Origin of the sequence: Blastococcus saxobsidens (assembly GCF_010682065.1) — a bacterium.
Lineage (GTDB): Bacteria > Actinomycetota > Actinomycetes > Mycobacteriales > Geodermatophilaceae > Blastococcus > Blastococcus saxobsidens_B.
On sequence record NZ_JAAGWG010000023.1, the window covers coordinates 1 to 26,478 of the forward strand.

The window sequence follows — 26,478 nt, forward strand, 5'->3', positions numbered from 1 at the left end:
AGGAGCGGACGCGCAGAAACTCGACCCTTCCGGGCTTCGTCCCTGGCTGGATGTCCAACTCTACGCCGGTTTCCAGAAGCCCGTCTAGCGGGGGTCCGGTCCGGCGGCCCTTCCGGGCCGCGCGGCGCAAAGAGAAAGTTACACGGGGGTGTCCGGCAGGTCAAACCCGGGGGTCCGTGACGCGCGCCACCCCTGTGGTGATTGCGGTCGGCCCCGTCCGGAGGCTCGCGCCGAGCGTGCGAGGCGTGAGCGGGACGGGGTCCTCTCAGAGCCCCAGGAAGCTCTCGATGCCCACGGTGAGACCGGGCCGGCGGCCGATCTCGCGGACGGCCAGGAGCACGCCGGGCATGAAGGAGGCGCGGTCGAAGGAGTCGTGACGGATCGTCAGGCTCTCCCCCGCCGCTCCGAGCAGCACCTCCTGGTGCGCGACGAGCCCCGCCAGCCGGACGGCGTGCACGGGGACGCCCTCCACGTCGGCACCGCGGGCCCCCGGGAGCGCGTCCGTCGTCGCATCGGGCGCCGGGGGCAGGCCCGCTGCGCGCCGGGCGGCCGCGACCAGCCGGGCGGTCCGGACGGCGGTGCCGGACGGGGCGTCGACCTTGTTCGGGTGGTGCAGCTCCACCACCTCCACCGAGGGGAAGAAGCGAGCCGCCTCCTGGGCGAACCGCATCAGCAGGATGGCGCCGATCCCGAAGTTCGGGGCGATGACGACGCCCAGCTCCGGCTTGGGCTCCAGCCACTCGGCGACCGTGGCGAGCCGGGTCTCGTCGAACCCCGTGGTGCCGACCACGCAGTGGATGTTGTTGTCGATGCAGAACCGGATGTTGTCCATGACCACGTCGGGCCGGGTGAAGTCCACGACCACCTGGGCGCCGGCGTCGGCCACGTTGAACAGCCACTCCCCGTCGTCGACCATGGCGACGAGTTCGAGGTCGTCGGCGTCGTTGACGGCCTTGACCACCTCGGTCCCCATCCGGCCCCGGGCGCCGAGCACCCCCACGGGGATCAGCGAGGACTCGCGGGCGGCGGGTGCGGGCTGCTGGTCGGTCGCGCTGGTGGTCACGCGGTCAGGTTTCCCGGCCGACGTCCCCGGCGCAAGACAGGCGCTCCGTTCAGCGGGATCGCCCGGCGGTCCACGCCCACGCGGCCAGCCCCATCGCGATGCCGAGGACGTCGGCGACGAGGTCGGCGACCGAGCCCGACCGACCCAGCGGCGCCACCCCCTGGACCACCTCGCTGAGGAGGGCGTAGCCGGTCAGGCCGGCAGCCAGCGGCCACCGGGCGAGCCCGGCCCACCGGCCGGTTGCCGCCAGCGCGGCGAACAGCAGCAGGTGGACGACCTTGTCCGTCCCGGGCGGCGCGGTGGGCACCCCGGACGCCGGGATGAACAGGACGACGACCGAGACGAGCACCGTGAGCCCGAAGGCGAGCGAGGGCAGCGGACGGCGGCCCGGGGACCCGGGCACGTCAGAGCCGGTCGAGGTCGGACTCGCGGTAGGGCCCCACGACGGCGAGGCAGGTCGGCTGACCGAAGAGGTCGGCGGCCACCGACCGCGCCTGGTCCTCGTCGACGGCGTCGATCCGGGCCAGGACGTCGCGCACCGGCACGTACTCGCCGTAGGACAGCTCGCTCTTGCCCAGTCGGCTCATGCGCGACCCGGTGTCCTCGAGACCGAGCACCAGACCGCCGCGCAGCTGGCCTCGCGCCCGTGCGACCTCGTCGGCGTCCAGACCCTCGGCCGCCACACGGCTCAGCTCGGCCCGGATCAGGCGGAGCACCTCCGGCACCCGCTTCTTCGAGCACCCGGCGTACACGGAGAAGGCGCCGGCGCCCGCGTAGTGCGAGAGCGCCGAGCCCACGCTGTAGACCAGGCCCCGCTTCTCCCGGATCTCCTGGAACAGCCGCGAGCTCATCCCACCGCCGACCGCGGCGTCGACGACCGCGGCGGCGTACCGGCGCTCGTCCAGCCGGCCCATCGCCGAGCCACCCAACAGCAGGTGCGTCTGCTCGGTGCGCCGCGGGATCAGCCCGAACGGCCGGGCCGGCCGGCTCAGCTCGACGTCGCCGGTGCGCAGCCCGACCGGTGCCGCGGACCCGGTCAGCCGGTCCCCGAAGGCCGCGGTCACCAGGTCCAGCACCTGTTGGTGGTCCACCCGCCCGGCGGCCGTCACCACGATGGACGGGACGGCGTACCGCGAGCGGTACCAGCCGTCGACGTCGTCACGGGTCAGTCCCTCGATGGACTCGACGGTGCCCAGCACCGAGCGGCCCAGCGAGGTGTCGCCGAACAGGGTCTCGGAGAACAGGTCGTGCACCGCGTCGGACGGCTCGTCGTCGCGCATGGCGATCTCCTCGAGCACGACCGTGCGCTCGGACTCCAGGTCCGCCGCGGTGTTCGTGGCCTCGGTGACCAGATCGGCCAGCAGCGTGACGGCGAGCGGCAGGTCGCTGGCGAGCACGTTCGCGTAGTAGCAGGTGTGCTCCTTGGCGGTGAACGCGTTCATCTCACCGCCGACGGCGTCCATGGCCGTCGCGATCTCCAGCGCCGAGCGCGAGGAGGTGCCCTTGAACAGCAGGTGCTCGAGGAAGTGCGACGAGCCGGCGACGCCGGCCGTCTCGTCCCGCGAGCCGACGCCGACCCAGATGCCGAGGGTCGCCGAGAGGACTCCCGGCATCGTCTCGGTCAGGACCCGCAGGCCCCCGGGCAGCGTGGTCCGCTCCACCCGGCCGCCGACCTCGTCCAGGTCGAGCAGCGCGGTCTCGCCGACGGCAACCGGGGCGGGTGCAGCAGCACCCGCCCCGGTTCCCGTGATGTCAGGCGTTGTCACTCACCCGCGGGCGCGGCAGCGGCCTCGGCCGGAGCCTCGGACGCGGCGCCACCGGCGTCGCCCTCGGCGACCGGCACGAGGCTGATCTTGCCGCGGGCGTCGATGTCGGTGATCTCCACCTGCATCTTGTCGCCGACGTTCGCGACGTCCTCGACCTTGCCGATGCGCTTGCCGCCACCGAGCTTGCTGATGTGCACCAGGCCGTCGCGGCCGGGCAGCAGGGAGACGAAGGCGCCGAACGGCGTGGTCTTGACGACCGTGCCGAGGAAGCGCTCGCCGACCTTGGGCAGCGTCGGGTTGGCGATGGCGTTGATCCGGTCCACCGCGGCCTGGGCCGAAGGGCCGTCGGACGCGCCGACGTAGATCGTGCCGTCGTCCTCGATCGTGATGTCGGCGCCGGTCTCGTCCTGGATGGCGTTGATCATCTGGCCCTTGGGGCCGATCACCGCGCCGATCTTGTCGACCGGGATGCGCACCGTGGTCACGCGCGGGGCGTAGGGGCTCATCTCGTCGGGGGCGTCGATGGCCTCGCCCATGACGTCGAGGATGTGCAGCCGGGCCGCGCGGGCCTGGGTCAGCGCACCGGCGAGGACGTCGGAGGGGATGCCGTCGAGCTTCGTGTCCAGCTGGAGGGCCGTGACGAAGTCCTTGGTGCCGGCGACCTTGAAGTCCATGTCACCGAACGCGTCCTCCGCGCCCAGGATGTCGGTCAGCGCCACGTACTCGGTCTTGCCGTCGACCTCGTCGGAGACCAGGCCCATGGCGATGCCGGCGACCGGCGCCTTCAGCGGCACACCGGCGTTGAGCAGGGCCAGCGTCGAGGCGCAGACCGAACCCATCGAGGTGGAGCCGTTGGAGCCGAGCGCCTCGGAGACCTGGCGGATCGCGTAGGGGAACTCCTCGCGGTCCGGCAGCACCGGGACCAGCGCCCGCTCGGCGAGCGCACCGTGGCCGATCTCGCGGCGCTTGGGCGAGCCCACGCGGCCGGTCTCACCGGTGGAGTACGGCGGGAAGTTGTAGTTGTGCATGTAGCGCTTGCGGCTCACCGGCGACAGCGTGTCCAGCTGCTGCTCCATGCGGAGCATGTTCAGCGTGGTGACACCCAGGATCTGGGTCTCGCCGCGCTCGAACAGCGCCGAGCCGTGCACCCGCGGGATGACCTCGACCTCGGCCGACAGCGGCCGGATGTCGGTCAGCCCACGGCCGTCGATGCGGACCTTGTCGCGCAGGATGCGCTGGCGGACGACCTTCTTCGTGAGCGCGCGGAAGGCTCCGGAGATCTCCTTCTCCCGACCCTCGAACTGTCCGGCCAGGGCCGCCTTGACCTCGTCCTTGAGCGCGTCGGTGGCGTCCTCGCGCTCGGCCTTGCCGGCGATCTGCTGCGCCTGGGCGAGCTTGTCGGCGACCTGCGCCTCGACGGCGGCGTAGACGTCGTCCTGGTAGTCCAGGAAGCGGGGGAAGTCGGCGACCGGCTTGGCGGCCTTCTCCGCCATGGCGGACTGGGCGTCGCACAGCGCCTTGATGAACGGCTTGGCGGCCTCGAGGCCCTGGGCCACGACCTCCTCGGTCGGGGCGGGGGCGCCACCGGCGACGAGCTCGATGGTCTTCTCGGTGGCCTCGGCCTCGACCATCATGATCGCGACGTCGCCGTCGGGCAGGACGCGGCCGGCCACGACCATGTCGAAGACGGCGTCCTCGAGCTCGGTGTGGGTCGGGAAGCCGACCCACTGGCCGTTGATCAGGGCGACGCGGGTGGCGCCGACCGGGCCGGAGAACGGCAGGCCGGAGAGCTGGGTGGACGCCGAGGCGGCGTTGATGGCCACCACGTCGTAGAGGTGGGTCGGGTCCAGCGCCATGACCGTGATGACGACCTGGACCTCGTTGCGCAGGCCCTTGGCGAAGGTCGGGCGCAGCGGGCGGTCGATCAGCCGGCAGGTGAGGATCGCGTCCTCCGACGGGCGACCCTCGCGGCGGAAGAACGAGCCCGGGATGCGCCCGGCGGCGTACATCCGCTCCTCGACGTCGACGGTCAGCGGGAAGAAGTCGAACTGCTCCTTGGGCTGGCGGCCGGCCGTGGTGGCCGAGAGCAGCATGGTGTCGCCCATGGTGACGACGACGGAGCCGGCGGCCTGCTTGGCGAGGCGGCCGGTCTCGAAGGTGATGGAACGGCTGCCGAAGCTGCCGTTGTCGATGACCGCGGTGGCGGTGGTGACGCCGTCCTCGGCGTCGAACTCAGCGGTGATGGTGGGTGCGGACATGTGTCCTTCTCTCTTCTTCGTCGCATCGGCCTCGTGCCGACCTGCGACTCCTCTGACGACCCGCTCGTCTGGTGCCGAGCCGTCCTGCGTCCGGGGCGACCGGTACTCGATCGAAGCCCTCGGGCGGTGCCGTTCCCGTCTCCGGGGACGGACGTCCCGGGGGCCACTACCGAGGACCGGCCCGTGCGGGCGCGTCCGGCGGCGGGCCGGTTCTCCCCGCGCGGCGGGTGCCGCACGAGGAAGGGGACCGCCCCGGATGTGTCCGGGACGGCCCCCTCGTCGTGCTAGCGGCGAAGACCGAGCCGCTCGATGAGCGAGCGGTACCGGTTGATGTCGGTCTTCGCCAGGTAGTTCAGCAGGCGGCGACGCCGGCCGACCAGCAGGAGCAGGCCCCGCCGGCTGTGGTGGTCGTGCTTGTGCATCTTGAGGTGCTCGGTCAGGTCGCTGATCCGGCGGGTCAGCATCGCGACCTGCACCTCGGGCGAACCGGTGTCCTTCTCGACCGTCGCGTACTCGGTCATGATCTGCTGCTTGACTGCGCTCTCGAGCGCCATGGTTCGCCTCCGGGGCGGGTCACGTGTGGCCCTCGGTCTGGTTCACGAGGGCAGGCTTCACACACGCCGGTCATACCGGCTGCCACGAGGCTACCAGCGGCACCAGTTCGGTCTCGCCGAGTGGGCCCCGGAGGGGTCCGCGCAGGCGGGAGGCAGCGGCTCAGCGGCGGAGGGGCCGGCACCTGGCCGCGGTGTCGTCCGGAGGACGACGATGTCACAGCCCGAGCGCTGATCGCGTGTCGGCGACGTCCTTCGCCATGGCCGCGAGCAGCGGCTCGATCCCGTCGAAGGCGGCCATCGCGCGCAGCCGCGCGGTGAACTCCACCCCGACGTGCTCGCCGTAGAGGTCGCCGCTGTAGTCCAGCGCATACGCCTCGACGGTGCGACGGGTGCCCTGGAACGTCGGGTTCGTGCCCACCGAGATGGCTGCGGGCAGCCGGTCGCCGCTGGTGCCGTCGCCGTGCCGGGTGACCAGGTGGCCGGCGTAGACGCCGTCGGCCGGGATCGCGGTGAACGGCGCGGTCTCCACGTTGGCCGTCGGGTAGCCGAGCTCGCGCCCGCGGCGGTGTCCGCGCACCACGACGCCGTCGACCCGGTGCGGCCGGCCCAGTGCACGGGCGGCCGACACCATGTCACCGGCGGCGACGCAGGCGCGGATGTAGGTCGAGGAGATGGTGACCTCGCCGTCGTCCGAGGAGTCCTGCGCCAGGGGCACGCCCTCGACCGAGAAGCCGAACCGCCGTCCCTCCTCGGCCAGGGAGCCGACGTTCCCGGCCGCCTTGTGGCCGTAGGTGAAGTTCTCCCCCACGACCACCTGGGCGGCGTGCAGGCGCTCGACCAGCACGGTGTGGGTGAAGGTCTCCGGCACCAGGCGGCTGAACTCCGGGGTGAAGGGCAGCACGCACATGGCGTCCACCCCGAGCCCGGCGACGAGCTCGGCCTTGCGGTCCAGCGCGGTGAGGATGGCCGGGTGCGAGCCCGGGCGCACCACCTCGGCCGGGTGCGGGTCGAAGGTCACCAGCAGACAGGGTCGGCGCATCGCCCGGGCCCGGGCGACGGCGGCCCCGATCAGCTTCTGGTGGCCCCGGTGGACCCCGTCGTACATCCCGATGGTGACCACCGAGCGGCCCAGATCACCCGGGGTGGCCTCCAGCCCCCGCCAGCGCAGCATGCGAGCGACTCCGGTCAGGAGACCCGGTGCAGCCAGCCGTGGGTGTCGGCCACCCGTCCGTGCTGGATGTCGAGCAGCGCCTCGCGCAGCCGCATGGTCAGGGTGCCCGGCGTGCCGTCGCCGACGGCGAAGTCGCCGGTGCCCGCCCTGACCTGGCCGACGGGCGTGATGACCGCCGCGGTGCCGCAGGCGAAGGTCTCGGTGACGGTCCCGTCGGCGACGCCGCGGCGCCATTCCTCCAGGCTGACCTTGCGCTCGGTCACCCGGTGGCCCAGCTCGCGCGCGACGGTGATGAGCGAGTCGCGGGTGATGCCGGGCAGCAGGGTGCCGGAGAGCTCCGGGGTGACCAGCTCGGCGTCGTCGCCGGTGCCGAGGACGAAGAACAGGTTCATCCCGCCCAGCTCCTCGATGTACGTCCGCTCCACGGCGTCGAGGTAGACGACCTGGTCGCAGCCGAGCGCGGTGGCCTGCTGCTGCGGACGGAGGCTGGCGGCGTAGTTGCCGGCGCACTTCACGTCGCCGGTGCCCCCGGGCGCGGCCCGGACGTAGTCCTCGGAGACGTAGACCGACACCGGGTGGACCCCCCGCGGGAAGTAGGCCCCGGCCGGGCTGGCGATGACGAGGAACAGGTACTCGTGCGCGGGGCGGACGCCCAGGAAGGACTCGCTGGCCAGCTGGTAGGGGCGCAGGTACAGCGTCTGGTCGGCGCCGGTGGGCACCCAGTCGCGGTCGGCGTCGACCAGCGCGTCGACGGCGGCGAGGAACGCCTCCGCGGGCACCGGGGGCATCGCCAGGCGCTCGGCGCTGCGGATGAAGCGCGCGGCGTTGGCCTCGGGCCGGAAGGTGGCGACGCTGCCGTCGGGCTGGGCGTAGGCCTTGAGGCCCTCGAAGATCGACTGCGCGTAGTGCAGGGCCGCGGTGCCCGGCTCCAGCGGCAGCGGGCCGTACTGCGTCAGCCGGGCGTCGTACCAGCCCTGGCCCTCGCGGTAGCGCGCCACGAACATCGAGTCGGTGAAGTGCCGGCCGAAGCCGGGGTCGGCCAGGACCTCCGCGCGCTCTGTGGTGGAGCGACGCTGCACGTCTTCGATGACCACCGGCACGTCCGCGGTGAACATCCGCGAGGAGGTACGGCTGTCGGCGAGCGTGTCGGTCATGGCTCCCACCCGGGCGTGCTGGTCACGGCGCCGGCCCGGCGGCACGCCGGGTCGGCACCGGCCCCGCGGACTGCGGGACCGGCGCCGTCACAGTAACCCCGGTCAGACCTGGTTCTCCTGGTTGGCCTTCGGCCCGGCGTACTCCAGCACCTCGTAGGTCCACACGTGCGCCGAGTGCGGCGCGGCCGAGGCCAGGGTGTCCCCGCCACCGTCGTGGGCGCGGTCGAAGTCCTGGCTGGACTGCCAGGCCTCGTAGGCCTCGGGGCTGCTCCACCGGGTGTAGACCAGGTACTGGTCGGTCCCCTCCACGGGGCGCAGCAGCTCGAACCACTCGAAGCCGGGCGTGGACTCCACGGCTCCGGCGCGCCCGCGGAACCGCTCCTCGAAGCGCTCCTGCTTGTCCTTCGGCACGGTGATCGCGTTGATCTTGACGACGCTCATGGGTCTCCCGTTCCCGGCGGGCGCCCCGGCCAACCCCATGATCAACCACATGTGCGGCAGGCTGGCGGTGTGAGCGCACCCCGCACCGGCGACCTCGGGTTCGCCCGGCTGGACCTGGACCGCGAACGCCGCACCGGCACGCCGGAGGTGGTCTACGCGGCGGGCAAGACGCCCGGCGAGACGGTGGCCTGCCTGGCCGGTCTGCTCGACGGTTCGCCGCGCCCCTTCGCCTGGGCCACCCGGGTCGACGACGCCACCGCGGCCGCCGTGCTGGAGCGCTGGCCGGACGCGGTCGTCGACGCGCAGGCGCGGTGCGTGCTCGTCGGCCGGCCGCCGGAGCCGGTCGGCGAGGTCCTGGTGCTCACCGCCGGCACCTCCGACGGCCCGGTCGCCGCCGAGGTCGCGGCCACGCTGCGGGCCTGCGGAGCGGGCTGCCGCCGGGTCGACGACGTCGGCGTCGCGGGGATCCACCGGGTGCTCGCGGTGTCGCCGGACCTGGCGGCCGCCGACGCGGTGGTCGTCGTCGCCGGGATGGACGGCGCCCTGCCCAGCGTGGTGGCGGGCCTGACCGACCGGCTCGTCGTGGCCGTGCCGACGTCGGTCGGCTACGGGGCGGCGTTCGAGGGCCTGGCCGCCCTGCTCACCATGCTCACCGCCTGCGCGCCCGGGGTGCTGGTCGTGAACATCGACAACGGCTTCGGCGCCGGGGTGGCCGCGGCCCGCATCGCCCGCGCGGTCGCCGGACGGGAGGACCGGTGACCACTCCCCCGGCGGTCGAGCTCGCCCCGGTGCCCCCGAGCGCGGCCGGTGAGCTGCTGACCCTGCAGCGCGCCGCCTACGTCACCGAGGCCCGGCTGTACGGCGACCCGGACCTGCCGGCCCTCACGCAGTCCCTGGAGGAGCTGGTCGCCGAGCTCGCCGGCAGCCGGTGCACCGGCGCGTGGCTCGGGCGCCGGCTGGTGGGCGCGGTGCGCACCCGGGAACGGGACGGGACGCTGCACGTCGGGCGCCTCGTCGTCGCCCCCGACCTGCAGGGCCGCGGCATCGGGAGCCTGCTGCTGACCGCCGCCGAGGAGGCCGGCGGGTTGCCGCGGGCCGCCCTCTTCACCGGCCACCTCAGCGAGGCCAACCTCCGCCTCTACCGCCGCGCGGGCTACGTGGAGACCCATCGGGAGGACGTCCACCCGGGACTCCGGCTCGTGCACCTGGTGAAGGCGACGGCCGGTCAGCGGTAGCGGACGGGGTCGGGCAGCAGCTCGTTCATGGCGCCGGAGCGGAACCCGCGCGGGTCCAGCTCCACCCGCGCGAAGCCGGAGACGGCCACGAGCAGGTCCGGCCGGGCGGCGACGTCGTCGACCAGCTCCGCGTCGACCTCCACCCGCGCCACGTCGTCGCCCAGGTCGCGCACCCGCAGGTCCCGCACCGGCAGCCCGGCGCGCAGCAGCGCGGTGCGCAGCGCGGACTCGGCCCGTTCCACGCGGGCCAGGCCGGCCGCCGACACCGGCACCCCGTAGGCGATGCGGCTGGCCAGGCAGGCGGCGGCGGGTTTGTCCGCCAGCGGCAGCTCCCAGCGGCGCGCGGCCGCCCGGACGTCGTCCTTGGTGAGGCCGGCCAGGACCAGCGGTGTCCAGGCGCCGCGCTCGGCGGCGGCGCGGATGCCGGGGCGGAAGCCCGCGCGCACGTCGTCGGCGTTGGTGCCGGTGACGACGTCGGCGATGCCGAGCCGCGCCGCCAGCGGCAGCAGGACCTCGACGAGCTCGGTCTTGCAGAAGGCGCACCGGTCGCCGGCGTTGGCGCGGTAACCCGCCCGGGAGAGCTCGTCGGTGCGCGGCTGCTCGTGACGGACGCCCAGCGACGCGGCGAACCCGGCGGCCCCGGTCAGCTCGGCCGCGGGCAGGCTCGGCGAGACGGCCGTGGCCGCCACCACCCGGTCGGCGCCCAGCGCCCGGACCGCCGCGGCCAGCAGCACCCCCGAGTCCACGCCGCCGGAGAACGCGACCACCAGGCCCGGCAGCGGGCGCAGCAGCGCGTCCAGGCCGGCCAGCCGGGCGTCGAGGCTCACGGCTTCAGGCTGCCACCGGATCAGGACGGCGGGAAGCCGACCGCCACGCGGGCGCTGCGGCCCGCGTCCTCGACGAGGGCGGCCAGCCGCCCGTCGGGGTCGACCGCGGCGTGCAGCCCCCCGGCGCCGGTGGCCGGGATCCGCTGGCCGTAGCCGAGCGCGCGCGCCTCCTCCGCGGTGAGCCGGCGCTCCGGGAAGACCAGCCGCGCGGCCTCGGTGAGCCCCAGGAACCCGGACCCGCCGCCGGCGACCAGCGACGCCGCCGACTCCTCGACCGTGCCGGCGGCGGTCACCGCGAACGGCCCGGACACGGTGCGGCGCAGGGCGGTGAGGTGCCCGCCGACGCCGAGGGCCGCGCCGGCGTCACGGGCGATGGCCCGGATGTAGGTGCCGGCGGTGCACTCGACGGTCACGTCGACGTCGACGAGGTCGGGCTCGGGGCGGGCGATGCGGTGCACCTCGAGCCGGTGGACGGTGACCGACCGGGGAGTCAGCTCCACCGTCTCCCCCGCCCGCACCCGGTCGTAGGAGCGGCGGCCGTCGACCTTGACCGCGCTGACCGCCGAGGGCACCTGCTGCAGCGGGCCGGTCTGGGCGGCGAGCGCCGCGCGGACGGCGTCGTCGTCGAGGTGGGCGGTGGAGGCCGTGCTCAGCACCTCCCCCTCGCGGTCGTCGGTCACCGTCGCCTGGCCCAGCCGGATGGTGGCCTCGTAGGTCTTGTCGTGCCCGCCGACGTGACCGAGCAGCCGGGTGGCGGTGCCGACGCCGAGGACCAGCAGGCCGGTCGCCATCGGGTCGAGGGTGCCGGCGTGGCCGACCTTGCGGACCGAGAGCGCGCGCCGGGCACGGGCGACGACGTCGTGCGACGTCATGCCGCCGGACTTGTCGACCAGCAGCAGGCCGGGCGGGACATCGGCATCCGGGCGTCTGGGGCTCACGCCGTAACCGTCTCAGGGGCGCCGAGCCACCGGTCACCCGCCACCCGGACGACGGTGCCGGTCAGCCGCAACGCGATGAAGACGGTCAGCCCGGTCCAGACGCCCGCGAGCCCCCAGCCGAGCGGCAGCGCCAGCAGCGACAGGGGCAGGAAGCCGAGCAGCGCCGAGCCGATCGTCAGCGTCCGCAGGTACCCGACGTCGCCCGCACCGATGAGGACCCCGTCGAGGGCGAAGACCAGGCCGGCCAGCGGCTGCATCCCGGCCAGGAACCACCAGACGACCTCGGCCTGGGCCACCACGGCCGGGTCGTCGGTGAACAGCGGGAGCAGGACCCCGCGCAGGGCCAGCAGCGCCCCGCCGATCAGCACACCGGTGCCCGCCCCCCAGAGCGCGACCCGGCGGGCCGTCGCCCGGGCCTCCGCCGGCGACCCCCGGCCCAGCGCCTGACCGACCAGGGTCTGCGCTGCGATCGCGTACGCGTCGAGCACCAGCGCGAGGAACAGGAACAGCTGCAGGGCGATCTGGTGGGCCGCCAGCGGCACCGTCCCGGCGCGCGCGGCCACCCCGGCGGCTGCCAGGAACGCCACCTGGAGGACGGCCGCCCGCAGCAGGAGGTCGCGGCCGATGACCAGCTGGGCCCGGACGGCGGCCGGGCGGGGGCGCCAGGCGACCCGCTCGCGCCCCAGAGCGACGAGGAACAACGCGGCCGTCACCGCCTGGCCGGTGACGTTCGCGACCGCCGACCCGGCCAGCCCGAGGCCGGCCGGGTACACCAGCACCGGGCAGAGGACCAGGCTGACCAGGCTGCCCGCCAGCACGTAGCGCACCGGTCGGCGCAGCTCCTGCACCCCGCGCAGCCAGCCGTTCCCGGCCAGCGACACCAGGAGCAGGGGCGCACCCACCGCGGCGATCCGCAGCCACTGCTCCCCCGCGTCCGCCACGGCCCCGGCGCCACCGGCCAGCGCGCGGGTCAGCGGGCCGGCCAGCAGCTGGAAGGCCAGCAGCACGGCCAGGCCCAGCCCCAGCGCGAGCCAGGTGGCCTGCACCCCTTCGGAGACCGCACCGGACCGGTCCCCGGCGCCGGCCCGGCGCGCCGCCCGCGCCGTCGTGCCGTAGGCGAGGAAGTTCAGCAGCCCCGCGGCCCAGGCCAGCAGCCCACCACCGACGGCCAGGCCGCCGAGGGCCACGGTGCCCAGGTTGCCGACCACCGCGGTGTCCACCAGCAGGTACAGCGGCTCCGCCGCCAGGACGACCAGTGCGGGCAGGGCGAGCGCCAGCACGCCGGGGCCCTCGCTGCGCGGTCCGGCGGACCGCGCGGTCATCGGACGCTGAGCTCCGCGCGCAGCGCGGCGACGGTGCCCTCGCGGTCGAGGTGCGAGGTGTAGCCGGCCGCGGCGCGGTGCCCGCCGCCGCCCAGCGCCATGGCCACGCGGGCGACGTCGGTGGCTCCGCGGGAACGCAGCGACACCGACCAGGAACCGTCGTCCTGCCCCTTGAGCACGCAGGCGACGTCGGCCTCCTGCGCAGAGCGGATGACGTCCACGAGCGCCTCGAGCTGCTCGCCGGCCAGTCCGTGCTCGGCGGCCTCGGCGGTGCTCGACCAGGTCCAGACCAGGCCTGCGCCGACGTCGGTCTCCAGCGCCGCACGGCCGGTCACGACCGACAGCAGCCCGAGCCAGCCGAAGGGCGCGGTGTCGAACAACCGGCGGCTGATGGCCGCGTGGTCGATCCCCGTGCTCAGCAGCCGCGCCGCCAGCTCGTGGGTCTCGGGGCGGGTGCTGCCGAAGCGGAAGGAGCCGGTGTCGGCAGCCAGGCCCGCGTACAGGCAGGTGGCCAGCTGCCGGTCCAGCGTCACGCCCAGGCCGTCGAGCAGGTCGGCCACGAGGGTCACCGTCGCCGGGGCGGCGGGGTCGACCACGCGGATCCGGCCGAAGCCCGGATTGCTGGCGTGGTGGTCGACGACCACCGAGGTCGCCGCCTGGTCCAGCAGGGGCGCCAGCTCACCCAGCCGGGGCGGGGAGGCGGCGTCCAGGCTCACGAACACGTCGGGTGAGGAGGGCACGGAGTCCGAGGGCACCAGCCCCTCGGCGCCCGGGATCCAGCCGAGGGACGCCGGCAGCGTGAAGGGCCCCGGAAAGGTCGCGAGCACCCGGGCCCCACGTCGGCGCAGCCCCTCGGCGAGCGCCAGCGTGCTGCCGAGCGCGTCGGCGTCGGGCTGGACGTGGCCGGACAGGACGACCGTCGAACGGGAGGAGGCGGCCTCGGCCAGGACCGCGGCGGCGGTCCGCATGGCCTCGGCGAGGTCGTCCGTCGTCGAGGCGCGGCTCACGTGCCCGCGTCGGGGTCGGCCATCCGGCCGCCCTGGTCCTCGCGGATGTCCCCGCCACCGACCTCGTAGCCGGGGCCGCCGTCGTCGGGCTCGTCGGCGGCGATGCTCGGCACCTCGCCGACCTGACCGCGCCGGCCGCCGTCGGTGGGGTCGCCGTCCGCTGGGACGGGCCGGCCGCCCAGCACGGACGTGCCCTGCCCCTCGTCCGGCTCGTACGGGTCGGGGTCGTTCTGGGTCACGGTGCGCTCCTGGTCTCCACAGCGGCGTCCTCGCCCCTGTCATCGGCAGTGCCGGATCCGACCGGGTCGGCTCCCCCGTCGGCCTCCTCGTCGTCCTCGTCCTCGTCCTCGGACGGGCGCCGGTAGGGGTCGGGCTCCCCGGCGTAGCTGGCGCCCTCGCGGGCGCGGGCGAGCTCGGCGTCGGCGTGCCGGGCACGCTCCAGCGCCTCCTCGAGCTCCCGCGCGGTGTCGGGGACGATGTCGGCGATGAAGGCCAGCGACGGCACGAACTTGATGCCGGTCTGCTTCCCCACCGTCGACCGCAGCACGCCGGTGGCACTGGCCAGCGCCTTCGCCGAGTCGGCGATCTGCGTCTCGTCGCCGTAGACCGTGTAGAAGATCGTGGCCTCGCGGAGGTCACTGGTCACGCGGGCGTCGGTGACGGTCACCATGCCCAGGCGGGGGTCCTTGATCTGGGTCTCGATCGCGGCGGACACGATCTGACGGATGCGCACCGCGAGCTTGCGGGCGCGGGCCGGATCGGCCATCGGAACTCCTCGGAACTGCCAGGTGTCGACCTGGGTGGGTCTGGAAGGCCCCGTCGCAGGGACCCATCGCCAGCGTGCGAGCGGTGGGGGGCGACGGGGCCCCTAATCGGTGTCGGAGAACAACTGCCGATGCGTCGACAGCAGCGTCACCTCCGGCCGCTCGGCCAGCAACCGCTCGCACGCGTCGAGCACGTCGTTGACCTGACCGGCGTCGCCGGCCACGGTGGCGACCCCGACCTGCACGCGGCGGTGCAGGTCCTGGTCACCGACCTCGGCGGCGGCCACGGCGAAGCGCCGCCGCAGCTCGGCCACGATCGGCCGCACCACGGCGCGCTTGCCCTTCAGCGAGTGGACGTCGCCCAGCAGCAGATCGGCGGTGAGCGTGCCAGTGAACACTAGAAGGACCCTCCTGCCCCCCACCGCTCGCGAGCTCGCACCGGGGCCCTGCACGAGGGCCGTTCCAGCACGTCACCCGCTCGCGGCGGGGGGCAAGGGAGCATCTTCTTAGTCGCGCGGCTTCTCACGCATCTCGAAGGTCTCGATCACGTCGTCGACCTTGATGTCGTTGAACGACCCCAGGCCGATACCGCACTCGTAGCCCTCGCGGACCTCGGTCGCGTCGTCCTTGAAGCGGCGGAGCGACTCCACCGTCAGGTTGTCGGCGACCACGGTCCCGTCGCGCATGAGACGGGCCTTCGCATTGCGGACGATCGTGCCGCTGCGGACCAGCGAACCGGCGACGTTGCCGATCTTCGGCACCCGGAAGACCTCGCGGACCTCCGCCGTGCCGAGCTGGACCTCCTCGTAGATCGGCTTGAGCATCCCCTTGAGGGCGGCCTCGATCTCGTCGATGGCCTGGTAGATGACCGTGTAGTACCGGACGTCCACCCCCTCACGGCTCGCCAGCTCCGTGGCCTGACCCTCGGCCCGGACGTTGAAGCCCAGGACGATGACGTCGTCGGCCAGCGCCAGGTCGATGTCGCTCTTGGTGATGCCACCGACGCCGCGGTGGATCACCCGCAGCGAGATCTCGTCGTCGATCTCGATCTTCATCAGCGCCTCTTCGAGCGCCTCGACGGTGCCCGAGTTGTCGCCCTTGATGATCAGGTTGAGCTGACGGGTCTCCTTGAGCGCCGCGTCGAGGTCCTCCAGGCTGATCCGCTTGCGCATGGAGGCGTTCTGCGCGTTGCGGATCCGGGCCTGACGACGGTCGGCGATCTGCCGGGCGATCCGGTCCTCCTCGACGACCAGGAAGGTGTCCCCGGCTCGCGGCACGGACGTCAGGCCGACGACCTGGACCGGACGCGCGGGCAGGGCTTCCTTGAGCTTGTTGCCGTGCTCGTCGAGCAGCGACCGGACGCGACCGTAGGCGTCGCCGGCCACGATGGAGTCGCCCTGGCGCAGCGTGCCGCGCTGGACGAGCACCGTGGCGACGGGGCCGCGGCCCTTGTCGAGCTTGCCCTCGATGACCACACCCTGCGGGTCCTGCTCGGTGTTCGCGCGCAGGTCCAGCGAGGCGTCGGCGGTCAGCAGGATCGCCGTGAGCAGCTCGTCGAGGCCCTGGCGGGTGGTCGCGGAGACGTCGACGAACATCGTGTCGCCGCCGTACTCCTCGGCCACCAGCCCGTACTCGGTGAGCTGCTGACGGATCTTGGCGGGGTTGGCCCCCTCCTTGTCGATCTTGTTGACCGCGACCACGATCGGCACCTCGGCGGCCTGGGCGTGGTTGAGCGCCTCGACCGTCTGCGGCATGACGCCGTCGTCGGCCGCGACCACGAGCACCACGATGTCGGTGACCTTCGCGCCACGGGCACGCATCGCGGTGAACGACTCGTGACCCGGGGTGTCGATGAAGGTGATCGGGCGCTCGTTGTGCTCGAGCTCGGTGACGATCTGGTAGGCGCCGATGTGCTGGGTGATGCCACCGGCTTCCTTGGACTGCACGTTGGCGTGCCGGAGGGCGTCGAGCAGCTTGGTCTTTCCGTGGTCGACGTGACCCATGACCGTGACGACCGGCGGACGGGACGACCAGTCGTCCTCGTCGCCCTCCTCGTCGCCGAAGGTGAGGTCGAAGGTCTCGAGGAGCTCGCGGTCCTCGTCCTCCGGGCTGACGACCTGGATGACCCAGCCGATCTCGGCACCGAGCAGCTGCAGCGTCTCGTCGTTGACCGACTGCGTCGCGGTGATCATCTCGCCCAGGTGGAACAGAGCGGTGACCAGCGCGGCCGGCTCGGCGTTGATGCGCTCCGCCAGGTCGGTCAGCGAGGCGCCACGGGGCAGGCGGACGGTCTGTCCGTTGCCCCGGGGCAGCATGACGCCACCCATGCTGGGCGCCGCCATCGAGTCGAATTCCTGACGCCGCTGCTTCTTGCTCTTGCGGCCACGGACCGGCCCGCGGCCACCGGGACGACCGAAGGCACCCGCGGTGCTGGCACCGGAGCCACCGCGACCGCGGCCACGCGGACCGCCGCCACCACGGAAGCCACCACCGGCCGGCGCGCCGGCACCGGGGGCACCGCCACCGCCACCGGGGCGGAAGCCGCCGCCGCCGCCGCCACCGGGACCACCCGGGCGGCCACGACCGCCGGGACCACCGGGGCCACCACCGGGACGGCCGCCACCTGCGGGGCGACCGGGCATCATGCCCGGGGAGGGCCGCTGCGGCATCATGCCCGGGTTGGGACGCGGCCCACCGGGACCGGCCGCAGGCCGCGGACCACCGGCACCCGGGCCGGGACGGGGACCGCCCGGACCCGCGGGACGGGGACCGCCGGCACCGGGCGCCGGGCGAGGACCGCCCGTGCCGGGCGCCGGACGGGGCGCGCCGGCCCCGGGACCCGGACGGGCTGCGCCGCCGGCGGGGCTGGGGCGCGGAGCGCTGCTGAAGGGGTTGTTGCCCGGACGCGGCGCGGGCCGCGGGCCGGGACGCGGACCACCGGGAGCGCCACCGGCCGCAGCCGGACGCGGCGAAGCCGGACGGGGGGCAGCAGGCTGCTGCGGCGGGGCCGCGGGCGCCTGGGCGGCCGGAGCCTGCGGCGCCGGGGCCTGGGGCGCCGGGGCCGGCGGACGCGGGCCGGGACGCGGACCCGCTGCGGGGCGGGACGCGGCCGGCGCTGCGGGAGCCGAGGGCGCGGCCGGCGCTGCGGGAGCGGCCGGTGCTGCGGCGGCGGGAGCCGACGGGGCAGCCGGTGCCGCGGGGGCGGCCGGCCTGGGGGCGCTGGGGCGGGGCGCAGCCGGGGCGGCTGCTCCGTTGCCGCCGCCGGTGGCGGCGCCGAGTGCCTCACGGAGCCGCCGGGCCACGGGGGCCTCGACGGTGGAGGACGCGGACTTCACGAACTCGCCCTGCTCCTTGAGCTTGGCGAGCACGGTCTTGCTGTCGACACCGAACTCCTTGGCGAGTTCGTGTACGCGGGCTTTGCCTGGCACGGGTCTCCTCTTTGTGAGGCCGGCGGCTTGCCCGCTCGACCTCGTCGTTAGTGGCGCATGGTCATCGTGAGAACTTCACGGCTGAGTCATCCGACGGTGTCCTGTCGACATGCGGACCGGCCTCGTGCCGGCCCGACTGGGAACTGCTGTCGCCCACTCCGGTCCTGCTCCCGACACCTCAGGACGAGGTGCCGAGTACGTGGTCCCGGAGCGGACCGGCCTCCAGCGGGGCGCTGCTGCGCAGCGCCCGCGGGAAGGCCCGGCGTCGCTCTGCCGCGCGCAAGCACTCCGCGGTCGGGTGCAGGGAGGCACCGCGACCAGGGAGCACCCGTCGTGGATCGGGGACCAGGGCCCCGGCCACCACGACGACGCGCAGCAGGTCGACGACCGTCGCGCGCTTCCGGCACCCCACACAGGTGCGGACCGGATTCGACGTTTCGGCCATCTGCAACTCTAGCGCGTGGCGGGTCCGCGATGTTCCGAGCGCCGTGGCGCGGAACGCGGACCCCCCGACGGAGCCTGCGAACGGGCCCCCGGAGCGCCGCCACGTCCCCCGCCCGGGTGGGCCGGGGACGCCTGCCGCAGCGGCGCGCGTCCGACCCCCGGCGAGGGGGTTGCGTCCGCCTCGTCGGTCTGCGCGTCGCTGCGGATGTCGATCCGGCAGCCGGTCAGCCGGGCGGCCAGCCGGGCGTTCTGCCCTTCCTTGCCGATCGCCAGCGAGAGCTGGTAGTCGGGGACGACGACCCGCACGGCCTTGGCCTGCGGGTCGACCAGGCGGGCGCTGCTGACCCGCGCCGGGCTCAGCGCCTGCGCCACGAACTCCGCCGGGTCCTCCGACCAGTCGACGATGTCGATCTTCTCGCCGTGCAGCTCGCTCATGACGTTGCGCACCCGCTGGCCCATCGGACCGATGCAGGCGCCCTTGGCGTTCAGCCCGGGCACCGCGGTGCGGACGGCGATCTTCGACCGGTGCCCCGCCTCCCGGGCGACGGCGACGATCTCGACGCTGCCGTCGGCGATCTCGGGGACCTCCAGGGCGAACAGCTTGCGCACCAGGTTCGGGTGCGTGCGGGACACGGTCACCTGCGGGCCGCGGAAGGTGCGGGACACGGCGACGACGTAGGCCTTGATCCGGCTGCCGTGGCTGTAGCTCTCCCCCGGCACCTTCTCCGCGGACGGGAGGACCGCCTCCACCTTGCCGATGTCGATCATCACCAGGCCGCTGGCGTTGCGCCGCTGGTCGGCCTGCACGATGCCGCTGACGATGTCGCCTTCCTTGCCGGCGTACTCGCCGAAGGTCTGCTCGTGCTCGGCGTCGCGGAGCCGCTGGACGATCACCTGCTTGGCGGTGCTGGCCGCGATCCGGCCGAAGTCCGAGGGGGTGTCGTCCCACTCGCGCACGACCTCGCCGTCGGGCCCGACCTCCTGGGCCAGCACGGCGACCTCGCCGCTCTTGCGGTCGACGTGCACCCGCACGTGCTTGGCCGCGCCGTCGGCGTGCCGGTAGGCGGTGACCAGGGCCGTCTCGAGGGCCTCGATCACCGTGTCGACCGGGATGCCCTTCTCCCGCTCCACCGCCTTGAGCGCGGTGACGTCGATGTTCACTTCTCTCCTCCGTCGTCGTCCGCGGGCTCGGCCTCGTCAAGGTCCTCGAGCTCCGCGGCGTCGTCCTGCTCGATGTCGTCGTCGATGTCGACCTCGAAGTCGGCGTCGACGTCGGGGTCGGGGGCGTCGTCCCCGGTGCCGGGCCGGCCGAACTCCACCTGCACGCGCCCGGCACCGAGCTCCGCCCAGGGCACGAGCCGGGGCTGCGGCGGGCGCTTCTTGGCGCCCGGCTTGCCCTTCGCCTCCACCGCCAGGGTCACGCCGGCGTCGTCCACCGCGGTGATCCGGCCGGTCAGCTGGTCGGCCGATCCGGACGGACCGGCGGCGACCTGCACGATGCGCCCCGTGTTGCGCCGCCAGTGCCGGGGGTCGGTCAGCGGCCGGTCGACGCCGGGGCTGGTCACCTCGAGCACGTAGGGGGTGCGCCCCATGCCGTCGTCGTTGCTGTCCAGCACCTCCGACACCGCCCGGCTCACCTCGGCGATGCCGTCCAGGGTCACCCCCTGGTCGCGGTCGACCACCACGCGGACGACGCTTCGCCGGCCCGCGGGCGTGACCACGAGCTCCTCGAGGTCGTATCCCGCCTCGGTGACGACCGGCTGGATCCAGCCGGTCAGCCGCTCGGTGGCGGGGTCGCTCCGCTGGGTTCCGCGAGAGGCGGACACGCTTGCCTCCTCAGGCTCGGTCGACCGGCACGATGCCGTGCGCGCACCCCCGCCGACCGGCGCCGTGGGCTGCGCCGCTGACCGGACCCGGTGCGGAGGGGGAAGGGCCCAGGCTACCGCCCGGCAGCCACCGCCGGACGGCCGCACCGGCATCCCCGCCCCGCACGGCCGGTCCCACGCGCTGGGACGGGAGGGGCGGGCGGGATCCGGGAGGGCCGCGAGTGCGACGCGGAGGGACGAGCCGCGCCCACGACCGGCTTCCGGGGTCCGCGGCTGCGAGGATGGACGGCGATGCCTCCCCTCGCTCCCGCCGGCCCGCGGACGTTCACCCGCAGGACCCTGCTCGCGGTCTCCGCCGCAGGGTTCGCCGTCGCCGTGGCCGGGTGCACCTCCTCCTCGTCGGCCGACGAGCGCGACGCCGTGACCAGCGAGCAGGCCGACGAGCTCGCCGCACAGGTGACCGTCCAGTCGGCCCTCGTCGCCGCCTACGACCTCGCCTTCACCGCCGACCCCGCGCTCGCCGCGGCGGCCGCCGACCTGGCGACGCAGGCGGCCGAGCAGCTGGAGCGGCTGCGCGCCGCCGCCCCGGGCGACCACCCGGCCGGCGAGCCGTCCGGTCCCCCGCCCGCGGTCGGGGCCCAGGGGTGGCTCCGGGCCCAGGTCGCCGTCGCCGCCACGTCGCACGCGTCCGCCTGCCTGGACCAGGCGGGCGGACGGGCGGCGCTGCTGGGGTCCATCGCCGCGGGGCTGCGCGGCCACGAGGCTCGACTGGCATGAGGGGGTCCACCCATGGCTGACGACACCGCCGACGTCCCCGCCGACGACGCCGCACTGAACGCCGCCCTCGCCGCCGAGCACGCGGCCATCTGGGGGTACGGCGTCGTGGGCGCCGCGCTGGGCGCCGGCCAGGCCGCCGTCCTCGCGGCCGAGATCGCGCACCGCGACGTGCGCGACCGGGTCACCACGCTGCTGGCCGACCGCGGCACCGAGCCCGTGCCGCCCGAGGGCGGCTACGCGCTCCCCTTCCCCGTCCTGTCAGCCGTCGACGCCGCCGCACTGGCCGTCGTCCTCGAGGAGGGCGTCTCCGCGGCGTGGGTGCGGGTGCTCGACCGGACCGCCGAGCGGTCCACCCGCGAGCTGGCGGCCGAGGTGCTCGGGGCCGCCGAGGTCCGCGCCGTGGGCTGGCGGGCCGCGGCGGCGCAGAACCCGACGACCCGGGCCTTCCCCGGCCTCTGAGGGCCCGGCCCGCGCCTCCGCCCGTGGCTCAGCCCGTGGCTCAGCCCAGGGCGCCCAGGAAGGCGTCGGTGACGGCGACCGCGGCGCTGCTGGACTGACCGCCCTCGACCAGCACCGCGAACGCCACGCCACCGTCCACGCCGCCCAGCCGGTAGCCGGCGAACCAGCCGTGCGAGTCCGGCGGGGTGTTGGTCCCGTACTCGGCGGTGCCGGTCTTGCCGAACACCTCGCCGCGATCGGCCAGCGCGGTCGCGGTCCCGGACAGGACGACCTGGCGCATCATCGGCCGGAGGGCGTCGAGCACGGCCGCCGGCGGTCCCGCCGGAGCGGGGCCCGCCGGAGCGGCACCCACCACCTCGACCGGTGCGGCCGGTGTCCCGCTCGCGATGCCGGCGACCACCAGCGCCATCTGCGCCGGGCTCATCAGCACCTGCCCCTGGCCGATCGCGTTGGCCGCCTTGGTGGTGCCGGTGCTGTCCGAGGGCACCGTCCCGCCGAAGATCCCGATGGGCAGCTCCCAGTCCGAACCCACGCCGTACGCGGCGGCGGCCTCGGCGAGCGCGCCGTCGGGCAGCTGGAGCCCCTGCTGGATGAAGGTGGTGTTGCAGGACTGGGCGAAGGCCTCGGTGAAGGGCACGGTGCCCAGGTCGAACTGGTCCTGGTTCTCGAACTCCCGGCCGTCGACGACCGTGGTGCCCGGGCACGGCACCGCGGTGTCGGGACCGAGCGCGCCGGTGGAGAGCAGGGCGGTGGCGGTGATGGCCTTCATGCTCGACCCGGGCGGGAACTGACCGCGCAGGGCGTTGCCGGGGTTGGCGCCCTCGTTGGAGGCGACGGCCAGGATCTCGCCGGTGCCCGGGCGCACGGCGACCAGGTGCGTGGGACGCGACTCGGTGGCGACCGCGGCTTCGGCCGCGGCCTGGATGGCCGGGACGAGGGGCGTCTGCACCGGCTGCCCCGGCACGGGGTCGACGGCCGCGATCTGCCGTCCGGCGTCACCGGTGGTCTCGTCGGTGCTGATCACCGACACGGCGAAACCGGGGGTGCCGGTCAGCTGCTCCTGGAAGGCCCGCTGCAGGCCGGAGAGCCCGAGCTGGTCGCCGGCGGCGTACCGGGGGGCGCCGTCCTCCGAGGACTCCTCGAGGACCTCGGCGGTCGCGCCGCCGACCCGGCCGAGCAGGGCCTCGGCGAACCGGGGCGAGGGCGCCAGCGGCCGGGTCTCGGTCGGGAAGACAGCACCGGGCAGGTCGAACACCTGCGCGCGGATCGCCTCGAACTGCGGGCGGCGCAGCGAGATGACCGGGACGAACTGCCCCTCCGGCGCGGCCTCCACCTTCGCGACGATCTCGGCGGCTGGGACGCCGGTGGCCGCCGAGAGCGCAGCGGCCAGGCCCGGGAGGTCGGTCTCCTGCCCCTTCGCGACGCCGACGTTGACCACCTCGGTGGGCGTGAACAGCGGTGCGCCGTCCGCGCCGGTGATGGTTGCGCGCTCCGGGAGGCTGCGGGTCAGCTCCAGGTGCTGCCCCTCCCCCAGCTCCGGGTGCACCAGCGCGGGCTCGGCGACCACCTGCCAGGCGTCGTCGCCCTCCTCGAGGCGCAGCTCCGCGTCGTAGCTCCAGTCGGGCGCGGCCGTGAGGTCCCAGGTCGCCGACCAGTCGACGGTCGCAGTGCCGTCCTCCACCACGACGTCCCCGACTTCGGCGGTGAGCGCGGCGTCGGGCAGGTCCCCGGCGGTCTGCTCGAGGATCGCGGTCGTCGCCTCCGGGTCGGTGGTGGCGGCGGCGGCAGCAGCCAGGTCACCCGCGGTCCAGTCGTCCAGGAACGCCTCGGCGGCTGTCCGCACGTCGTCCTCGCTGCTGCCGGAGCAACCGGCGAGCACGGGGGCGGCGAGCAGGAGCGAGATCAGCAGGGTGGGGGCCGGTCGTGTCCGCACGGGTCAACCCTGTCAGAGACAGGGCCCGGACCCGTTCCCGGCTCGCGGCGGAACTCCGGACCGGACCGTCAGAACAGGACGCTGGAGTACACGCCGACCTCGCGGAACCCGACGCGGGCGTAGGCGGCCCGCGCCCGCGCGTTGTAGTCGTTGACGTAGAGGCTGACGACCGGCGCGATGGCCGCCCGGGCGTACTCGACGACGGCCGCCGTGCCCGCGGTCCCGATGCCGCGGCCCCGGTAGGCCGGGGCCACCCACACGCCCTGGACCTGGCAGGCGGCCCGGGAGACCGCCCCGATCTCGGCCTTGAAGACGACCGCGTCGTGCTCGATCCAGGCCAGCGACCGGCCGGCCCGCACCAGGTCCCCGACCCGCGCCCGGTAGCCGGCGCCGCCGTCGGACCGCAGCGGGCTGACCCCGACCTCCTCGGTGAACATGGCGATCGACGCCGGCAGGAGCGTGTCGAGCTCGTCGGGACGGACGGGGCGGACGCGCGGCTCGGGCGCGACGGCAGGCGGGCCGTCGACGGCCAGCAGCGGCTGGCGGGGCCGGTGGTCCCGTGCCGGACCCCAGGACGGCTCGAGCAGCTCCCACAGCGGCTCCACCGACGCGGCCGGTCCCACGATGGTGCTGCACCGCCGGCCGGCCCGGCGGGCGCGGTCGGCGAAGGCGTGGGCCGCTCGCTGCTCGGCACCCGGCAGGGCGAAGGGGATGAGGTTGGCGCCGGCCAGGCAGACCGCCTCCAGCGACCGGCCAACCCCGAAGCCCCACAGCGGCGCCCCGATGGCCATGGGCGCGGTGCCCACCGCCTCGACCCGCCCGGCCAGCCAGCACGTGGCCACCGGATCGGTGGCCAGCAGCTCGGTGACGGCGGGCTCGTCGCTCTCGTCGAGGACCCGGGCGTGGGGCGTCCGCAGCACGGGTCAGCTGACGGTGACGACCGGCGGGCCCGAGGGCTCACCGGCGGCGAGCTGCTCACCGGCGATCTTCAGGGCCTCCTCGATGAGGGTCTCCACGATCTGGGACTCGGGCACGGTCTTGATGACCTCGCCCTTGACGAAGATCTGCCCCTTGCCGTTGCCGGACGCCACGCCCAGGTCGGCCTCGCGGGCCTCACCGGGGCCGTTGACGACGCAGCCCATGACCGCGACGCGCAGCGGCACCTCCATGCCCTCCAGCCCGGCGGTGACCTCGTCGGCCAGCTTGTAGACGTCGACCTGGGCGCGCCCGCACGAGGGGCAGCTGACGATCTCCAGGCCGCGCTGGCGCAGGTTCAGCGACTCCAGGATCTGGTTGCCGACCTTGACCTCCTCGGCCGGCGGGGCCGAGAGGGAGACGCGGATGGTGTCGCCGATGCCCTGGCTGAGCAGGGCGCCGAACGCGACGGCGGACTTGATGGTGCCCTGGAAGGCCGGGCCTGCCTCGGTGACGCCGAGGTGCAGCGGGTAGTCGCACTGCGCGGCCAGCAGCTCGTAGGCCCGGACCATCACGACCGGGTCGTTGTGCTTGACCGAGATCTTGATGTCGCGGAAGTCGTGCTCCTCGAACAGCGAGCACTCCCAGAGCGCGGACTCCACCAGCGCCTCGGGGGTGGCCTTGCCGTACTTGGCGAGCAGTCGCTTGTCGAGGGAGCCGGCGTTGACGCCGATGCGGATCGGGATGCCGGCGTCCTTGGCGGCCCGGGCGATCTCGCCGACCTTGTCGTCGAACTTCTTGATGTTGCCCGGGTTCACGCGGACGGCGGCGCACCCGGCGTCGATCGCGGCGAACACGTAGCGGGGCTGGAAGTGGATGTCGGCGATGACCGGGATCTGCGACTTCTTCGCGATGACCGGCAGCGCCTCGACGTCGTCGGTGTCGGGCACCGCGACCCGCACGATCTGGCAGCCCGACGCGGTCAGCTCCGCGATCTGCTGGAGGGTCGCGTTGATGTCGGCCGTCTTGGTCGTGGTCATCGACTGGACGCTGACGGGGTGGTCGCTGCCGACACCGACGCCGCCCACGTCCAGCTGGCGGGTCTTCCGCCGGGGCGCGAGGACGGGCGGGGGCGCAGCGGGCATGCCGAGGCCGACGGGGATCGCCATGCGCCCAGTATCCCCCGCCTGCGCCACCGTGCCGCCGACGCCGGCTGTGACCTCCACCCGGACGCCGGAGGCGCCGCCTCACACCGCGTAGGCGGAGGCCTCGGCGACGAGCGCGTCGACCACGGTCCGCACCGCCCGCCGGGCGGCCTTGTCCGGGCGCATGAGCGCCTCGACGATCCGCCCGGCCCGCAGGTCGGCCAGGGGCACGAGCGCCAACCGGCCCTCGGCCCTGTCCCGGGTGGTGTGCCGGGGCAGCAGCGCGATGCCGTGCCCGTGACCGACCAGCTTCTCCATCAGCGGCAGGTGCGTGGTGCGGCGGACGACGTGCACCGGGGCACCGGCCCGGGCCGCGATCGCGGTGAGCACCCGGTCGATCGGGAAGTCGGCCGGCGGGGCGATCCACCGCTCGCCGATCACGTCCAGCGGGCTCACGCGGTCGCGCGTGGCCAGCGGGTGGTCCAGGGGCAGGGCGACGTCGAGGGGCTCGCGCAGCAGCAACCGCACCTCGACCTGCGGCCGGGCCGGGGGCACCACGTCGTCCGACCGGTGCGCGACCACGATGTCGTAGTCGGCGGTGAGCGCGGCGAAGTCGTCCTGGGACACGTCCTCGTCGTGGGTCTCCAGGACGATCTCCGGGACCGCGGCCAGCCGGTCGAGCAGGCCGGGGACCAGCAGCTCGCCGGCCGAGTGGAACACCGCGAGGCGCACAGTCCCCCCGGCGCCGCCCCGGTAGCCCGCCCAGTCGGCCTCGGCCACGGCCAGCGCTGTCGCGACACCGGTGGCGATGCCGGCCAGCGCCCGGCCGGCATCGGTCAGCCGGACCCCCCGGCCCACCCGTTCGACCAGCGGCACCCCCACCCCCCGCTGCAGCACCTTCAGCTGCTGGGACACGGCGGACGGCGTCCTGGCGGTGGCCCGGGCGACGGCGGTCACCGATCCGTGCTCGGCCAGCTCGCGGAGCAGGAGCAGCTGGGCCGGCTCGACCCGCTCCCAGAGGCCCGGACCGTTCACCACCATGAAGGCACGC

General features: G+C 74.6%; 27 protein-coding genes and 1 pseudogene. 4 read left to right on the plus strand and 24 right to left on the minus strand.

What is annotated here, in order from left to right; translation table 11 throughout:
- Positions 1 to 265 precede the first annotated feature (265 nt).
- From dapB to GCU60_RS14275, 8 genes are all read right to left on the minus strand, one after another.
- Positions 266 to 1,063 carry a 4-hydroxy-tetrahydrodipicolinate reductase gene (dapB, locus tag GCU60_RS14240; protein ID WP_163206345.1) on the minus strand — a complete coding sequence of 266 codons (798 nt, stop codon included), beginning with the start codon at positions 1,061 to 1,063 and terminating at the stop codon, positions 266 to 268.
- Between the two features lie 49 nt (positions 1,064 to 1,112).
- Positions 1,113 to 1,466 carry a VanZ family protein gene (locus GCU60_RS14245; RefSeq protein WP_345770601.1) on the minus strand — a complete coding sequence of 118 codons (354 nt, stop codon included), beginning with the start codon at positions 1,464 to 1,466 and terminating at the stop codon, positions 1,113 to 1,115.
- Between the two features lies 1 nt (position 1,467).
- Positions 1,468 to 2,829 (minus strand): insulinase family protein, encoded by a 1,362-nt coding sequence (locus GCU60_RS14250; protein ID WP_163206347.1) that lies wholly within the window; start codon positions 2,827 to 2,829, stop codon positions 1,468 to 1,470.
- Complete coding sequence (locus GCU60_RS14255) at positions 2,826 to 5,087, minus strand: polyribonucleotide nucleotidyltransferase (protein WP_163206349.1); 2,262 nt, start codon at positions 5,085 to 5,087, stop codon at positions 2,826 to 2,828. The genes GCU60_RS14250 and GCU60_RS14255 overlap by 4 nt, the downstream gene beginning before the upstream one ends.
- A gap of 284 nt (positions 5,088 to 5,371) precedes the next feature.
- Complete coding sequence (gene rpsO / locus GCU60_RS14260) at positions 5,372 to 5,641, minus strand: 30S ribosomal protein S15 (protein ID WP_163206351.1); 270 nt, start codon at positions 5,639 to 5,641, stop codon at positions 5,372 to 5,374.
- 214 nt (positions 5,642 to 5,855) lie between these two features.
- Positions 5,856 to 6,812 carry a bifunctional riboflavin kinase/FAD synthetase gene (locus GCU60_RS14265; protein ID WP_163206353.1) on the minus strand — a complete coding sequence of 319 codons (957 nt, stop codon included), beginning with the start codon at positions 6,810 to 6,812 and terminating at the stop codon, positions 5,856 to 5,858.
- 14 nt (positions 6,813 to 6,826) lie between these two features.
- Positions 6,827 to 7,966, minus strand: coding sequence for a branched-chain amino acid aminotransferase (locus GCU60_RS14270; RefSeq protein WP_204262054.1), 1,140 nt, complete (start codon positions 7,964 to 7,966; stop codon positions 6,827 to 6,829).
- A 102-nt stretch (positions 7,967 to 8,068) separates the two neighbouring features.
- A complete protein-coding gene (locus GCU60_RS14275) occupies positions 8,069 to 8,407 on the minus strand; it encodes an antibiotic biosynthesis monooxygenase family protein (RefSeq protein ID WP_163206355.1) in 339 nt (112 codons plus the stop codon).
- 69 nt (positions 8,408 to 8,476) lie between these two features.
- Between GCU60_RS14275 and larB the strand changes: the two genes are divergently transcribed.
- Together larB and GCU60_RS20415 are read left to right on the plus strand one after the other, a co-directional pair.
- Complete coding sequence (gene larB / locus GCU60_RS14280) at positions 8,477 to 9,166, plus strand: nickel pincer cofactor biosynthesis protein LarB (RefSeq protein WP_345770602.1); 690 nt, start codon at positions 8,477 to 8,479, stop codon at positions 9,164 to 9,166.
- Positions 9,163 to 9,642, plus strand: a complete 480-nt coding sequence (locus GCU60_RS20415; protein WP_163206357.1) for a GNAT family N-acetyltransferase — start codon at positions 9,163 to 9,165, stop codon at positions 9,640 to 9,642. The genes larB and GCU60_RS20415 overlap by 4 nt, the downstream gene beginning before the upstream one ends.
- Here GCU60_RS20415 and larE read toward each other — a convergent pair.
- The 12 genes and pseudogenes from larE to rimP all read right to left on the minus strand — a co-directional run bounded on the left by larE (position 9,633) and on the right by rimP (position 20,198).
- On the minus strand, positions 9,633 to 10,469 hold the full coding sequence (gene larE, locus GCU60_RS14290; protein WP_163206359.1) for an ATP-dependent sacrificial sulfur transferase LarE: 837 nt from the start codon (positions 10,467 to 10,469) through the stop codon (positions 9,633 to 9,635). The two genes, GCU60_RS20415 and larE, sit on opposite strands and share 10 nt — an antisense overlap.
- Before the next feature lie 20 nt (positions 10,470 to 10,489).
- A complete protein-coding gene (gene truB, locus GCU60_RS14295; RefSeq protein ID WP_163206361.1) occupies positions 10,490 to 11,407 on the minus strand; it encodes a tRNA pseudouridine(55) synthase TruB in 918 nt (305 codons plus the stop codon).
- Positions 11,404 to 12,729 carry an MATE family efflux transporter gene (locus GCU60_RS14300; RefSeq protein ID WP_163206363.1) on the minus strand — a complete coding sequence of 442 codons (1,326 nt, stop codon included), beginning with the start codon at positions 12,727 to 12,729 and terminating at the stop codon, positions 11,404 to 11,406. The genes truB and GCU60_RS14300 overlap by 4 nt, the downstream gene beginning before the upstream one ends.
- Positions 12,726 to 13,736: a DHH family phosphoesterase gene (locus GCU60_RS14305; RefSeq protein ID WP_345770603.1), complete on the minus strand. Its 1,011-nt coding sequence runs from the start codon at positions 13,734 to 13,736 to the stop codon at positions 12,726 to 12,728. Before GCU60_RS14305 ends, GCU60_RS14300 begins: the two co-directional genes overlap by 4 nt.
- Complete coding sequence (locus GCU60_RS14310; protein ID WP_163206366.1) at positions 13,733 to 13,975, minus strand: hypothetical protein; 243 nt, start codon at positions 13,973 to 13,975, stop codon at positions 13,733 to 13,735. Before GCU60_RS14310 ends, GCU60_RS14305 begins: the two co-directional genes overlap by 4 nt.
- Positions 13,972 to 14,502: a 30S ribosome-binding factor RbfA gene (rbfA, locus tag GCU60_RS14315; RefSeq protein ID WP_163206368.1), complete on the minus strand. Its 531-nt coding sequence runs from the start codon at positions 14,500 to 14,502 to the stop codon at positions 13,972 to 13,974. The genes GCU60_RS14310 and rbfA overlap by 4 nt, the downstream gene beginning before the upstream one ends.
- Before the next feature lie 102 nt (positions 14,503 to 14,604).
- Positions 14,605 to 14,898 (minus strand): DUF503 family protein, encoded by a 294-nt coding sequence (locus GCU60_RS14320; protein ID WP_163206370.1) that lies wholly within the window; start codon positions 14,896 to 14,898, stop codon positions 14,605 to 14,607.
- Between the two features lie 108 nt (positions 14,899 to 15,006).
- A complete protein-coding gene (gene infB, locus GCU60_RS20420; protein ID WP_239521224.1) occupies positions 15,007 to 16,842 on the minus strand; it encodes a translation initiation factor IF-2 in 1,836 nt (611 codons plus the stop codon).
- 942 nt (positions 16,843 to 17,784) lie between these two features.
- Positions 17,785 to 17,928, minus strand: a pseudogene (locus tag GCU60_RS21110) (translation initiation factor IF-2 N-terminal domain-containing protein); the annotation flags it as partial.
- Positions 17,929 to 18,106: 178 nt separating this feature from the next.
- Positions 18,107 to 18,373, minus strand: a complete 267-nt coding sequence (locus GCU60_RS14330; protein WP_163206374.1) for a YlxR family protein — start codon at positions 18,371 to 18,373, stop codon at positions 18,107 to 18,109.
- Positions 18,374 to 18,381: 8 nt separating this feature from the next.
- Positions 18,382 to 19,533: a transcription termination factor NusA gene (nusA, locus tag GCU60_RS14335; protein ID WP_163206376.1), complete on the minus strand. Its 1,152-nt coding sequence runs from the start codon at positions 19,531 to 19,533 to the stop codon at positions 18,382 to 18,384.
- On the minus strand, positions 19,530 to 20,198 hold the full coding sequence (gene rimP, locus GCU60_RS14340; protein ID WP_163206378.1) for a ribosome maturation factor RimP: 669 nt from the start codon (positions 20,196 to 20,198) through the stop codon (positions 19,530 to 19,532). Before rimP ends, nusA begins: the two co-directional genes overlap by 4 nt.
- Before the next feature lie 291 nt (positions 20,199 to 20,489).
- On the opposite strand from rimP, the gene GCU60_RS14345 reads away from it, so the two are divergent.
- Both GCU60_RS14345 and GCU60_RS14350 read left to right on the plus strand, forming a co-directional pair.
- Positions 20,490 to 20,975, plus strand: a complete 486-nt coding sequence (locus GCU60_RS14345; RefSeq protein WP_163206380.1) for a hypothetical protein — start codon at positions 20,490 to 20,492, stop codon at positions 20,973 to 20,975.
- A gap of 12 nt (positions 20,976 to 20,987) precedes the next feature.
- Positions 20,988 to 21,434, plus strand: a complete 447-nt coding sequence (locus tag GCU60_RS14350) for a DUF4439 domain-containing protein (RefSeq protein WP_163206382.1) — start codon at positions 20,988 to 20,990, stop codon at positions 21,432 to 21,434.
- Between the two features lie 40 nt (positions 21,435 to 21,474).
- Here GCU60_RS14350 and GCU60_RS14355 read toward each other — a convergent pair whose 3' ends face one another.
- From GCU60_RS14355 to GCU60_RS14370, 4 genes are all read right to left on the minus strand, one after another.
- Positions 21,475 to 23,367: a penicillin-binding transpeptidase domain-containing protein gene (locus tag GCU60_RS14355; protein ID WP_345770604.1), complete on the minus strand. Its 1,893-nt coding sequence runs from the start codon at positions 23,365 to 23,367 to the stop codon at positions 21,475 to 21,477.
- Between the two features lie 68 nt (positions 23,368 to 23,435).
- Positions 23,436 to 24,287 (minus strand): GNAT family N-acetyltransferase, encoded by an 852-nt coding sequence (locus tag GCU60_RS14360; protein ID WP_163206384.1) that lies wholly within the window; start codon positions 24,285 to 24,287, stop codon positions 23,436 to 23,438.
- Between the two features lie 3 nt (positions 24,288 to 24,290).
- The gene (gene ispG / locus GCU60_RS14365) at positions 24,291 to 25,451 is read right to left on the minus strand and encodes a flavodoxin-dependent (E)-4-hydroxy-3-methylbut-2-enyl-diphosphate synthase (RefSeq protein ID WP_163206386.1); all 1,161 of its coding nucleotides are present in this window, start codon (positions 25,449 to 25,451) and stop codon (positions 24,291 to 24,293) included.
- A gap of 78 nt (positions 25,452 to 25,529) precedes the next feature.
- Positions 25,530 to 26,468 carry a LysR family transcriptional regulator gene (locus GCU60_RS14370; RefSeq protein ID WP_163206388.1) on the minus strand — a complete coding sequence of 313 codons (939 nt, stop codon included), beginning with the start codon at positions 26,466 to 26,468 and terminating at the stop codon, positions 25,530 to 25,532.
- Positions 26,469 to 26,478: the final 10 nt, after the last annotated feature.

Bases quoted from the DNA above. Each gene is read 5' to 3' on its own strand.
- GCU60_RS14255 (WP_163206349.1), bottom strand. From the start codon at position 5,087: ATGTCCGCACCCACCATCACCGCTGAGTTCGACGCCGAGGACGGCGTC.
- rpsO (WP_163206351.1), bottom strand. From the start codon at position 5,641: ATGGCGCTCGAGAGCGCAGTCAAGCAGCAGATCATGACCGAGTACGCG.
- GCU60_RS14265 (WP_163206353.1), bottom strand. From the start codon at position 6,812: ATGCTGCGCTGGCGGGGGCTGGAGGCCACCCCGGGTGATCTGGGCCGC.
- GCU60_RS14270 (WP_204262054.1), bottom strand. From the start codon at position 7,966: ATGACCGACACGCTCGCCGACAGCCGTACCTCCTCGCGGATGTTCACC.
- GCU60_RS14275 (WP_163206355.1), bottom strand. From the start codon at position 8,407: ATGAGCGTCGTCAAGATCAACGCGATCACCGTGCCGAAGGACAAGCAG.
- GCU60_RS14300 (WP_163206363.1), bottom strand. From the start codon at position 12,729: ATGACCGCGCGGTCCGCCGGACCGCGCAGCGAGGGCCCCGGCGTGCTG.
- rbfA (WP_163206368.1), bottom strand. From the start codon at position 14,502: ATGGCCGATCCGGCCCGCGCCCGCAAGCTCGCGGTGCGCATCCGTCAG.
- infB (WP_239521224.1), bottom strand. From the start codon at position 16,842: ATGGCGGCGCCCAGCATGGGTGGCGTCATGCTGCCCCGGGGCAACGGA.
- GCU60_RS14330 (WP_163206374.1), bottom strand. From the start codon at position 18,373: ATGGCCGAAACGTCGAATCCGGTCCGCACCTGTGTGGGGTGCCGGAAG.
- GCU60_RS14345 (WP_163206380.1), top strand. From the start codon at position 20,490: ATGCCTCCCCTCGCTCCCGCCGGCCCGCGGACGTTCACCCGCAGGACC.
- GCU60_RS14350 (WP_163206382.1), top strand. From the start codon at position 20,988: ATGGCTGACGACACCGCCGACGTCCCCGCCGACGACGCCGCACTGAAC.
- ispG (WP_163206386.1), bottom strand. From the start codon at position 25,451: ATGGCGATCCCCGTCGGCCTCGGCATGCCCGCTGCGCCCCCGCCCGTC.
- GCU60_RS14370 (WP_163206388.1), bottom strand. From the start codon at position 26,468: ATGGTGGTGAACGGTCCGGGCCTCTGGGAGCGGGTCGAGCCGGCCCAG.